Genomic DNA, 1,100 nt, shown 5'->3' with positions numbered 1-1,100 from the left:
GCGATCACGAAGGTCCTGGCGGAGTCCGGCGGGGCGACGTTCACGGCCTACGACCAGATCGACAAGGCACCCGAGGAGAAGGCGCGCGGGATCACGATCTCGACGGCGCACGTCGAGTACGAGACGGCCAACCGGCACTACGCGCACGTCGACTGCCCCGGGCACGCCGACTACGTGAAGAACATGATCACGGGCGCCGCGCAGATGGACGGCGCGATCCTGGTGGTGTCGGCGGCCGACGGCCCGATGCCGCAGACCCGCGAGCACATCCTGCTCGCCCGCCAGGTCGGCGTGCCGGCACTGGTGGTGTTCCTGAACAAGGTCGACCTCGTCGACGACGCCGAGCTGCTCGAGCTCGTCGAGATGGAGGTGCGCGAGCTGCTGTCGAAGTACGACTTCCCCGGCGACGACATCCCGATCACCAAGGGCTCGGCCAAGGTCGCGCTCGACAACGGCGACAAGGCGGTCGGGCACGACGCGGTGCTGGCGCTGATGAAGACGGTCGACGACTACATCCCGCAGCCGGAGCGTCCGATCGACATGCCGTTCCTGATGCCGATCGAGGACGTGTTCTCGATCTCGGGCCGCGGCACGGTGGTGACGGGTCGCGTCGAGCGCGGCATCGTCAAGGTCGGCGAGACGGTGGAGATCGTGGGCATCCGCGACACCCAGACCACGACGGTCACGGGCGTCGAGATGTTCCGCAAGCTGCTCGACCAGGGCCAGGCGGGCGACAACGTCGGCGTGCTGCTGCGCGGCACCAAGCGCGAGGACGTCGAGCGCGGCCAGGTCGTGTGCAAGCCGGGTTCGGTGAAGCCCCACACCAAGTTCAAGGCCGAGGCCTACATCCTGACCAAGGAGGAGGGCGGCCGCCACACGCCGTTCTTCACCAACTACCGGCCGCAGTTCTACTTCCGCACCACCGACGTCACCGGCGTCTGCGTGCTGCCGGAAGGCACCGAGATGGTGATGCCGGGCGACAACGTGACCATGGACGTCACGCTGATCGTGCCGGTGGCCATGGAGGAGAAGCTGCGCTTCGCCATCCGCGAAGGCGGACGCACCGTCGGCGCCGGCGTCGTCGCCGCCATCAACGCGTA

1 protein-coding gene is annotated in these 1,100 nt (G+C 68.1%); it reads left to right on the top strand.

The features are described from left to right. On the top strand, positions 1 to 1,100 hold a 1,100-nt coding region (gene tuf, locus FV222_RS27005; protein WP_147816198.1), incomplete at both ends, for an elongation factor Tu.

This window comes from Methylobacterium sp. WL103 (genome assembly GCF_008039885.1).
Lineage (GTDB): Bacteria > Pseudomonadota > Alphaproteobacteria > Rhizobiales > Beijerinckiaceae > Methylobacterium > Methylobacterium cerastii.
Note: the sequence above shows the minus strand (reverse complement) of the source record. Positions and strands in the feature narration are given on the sequence as shown.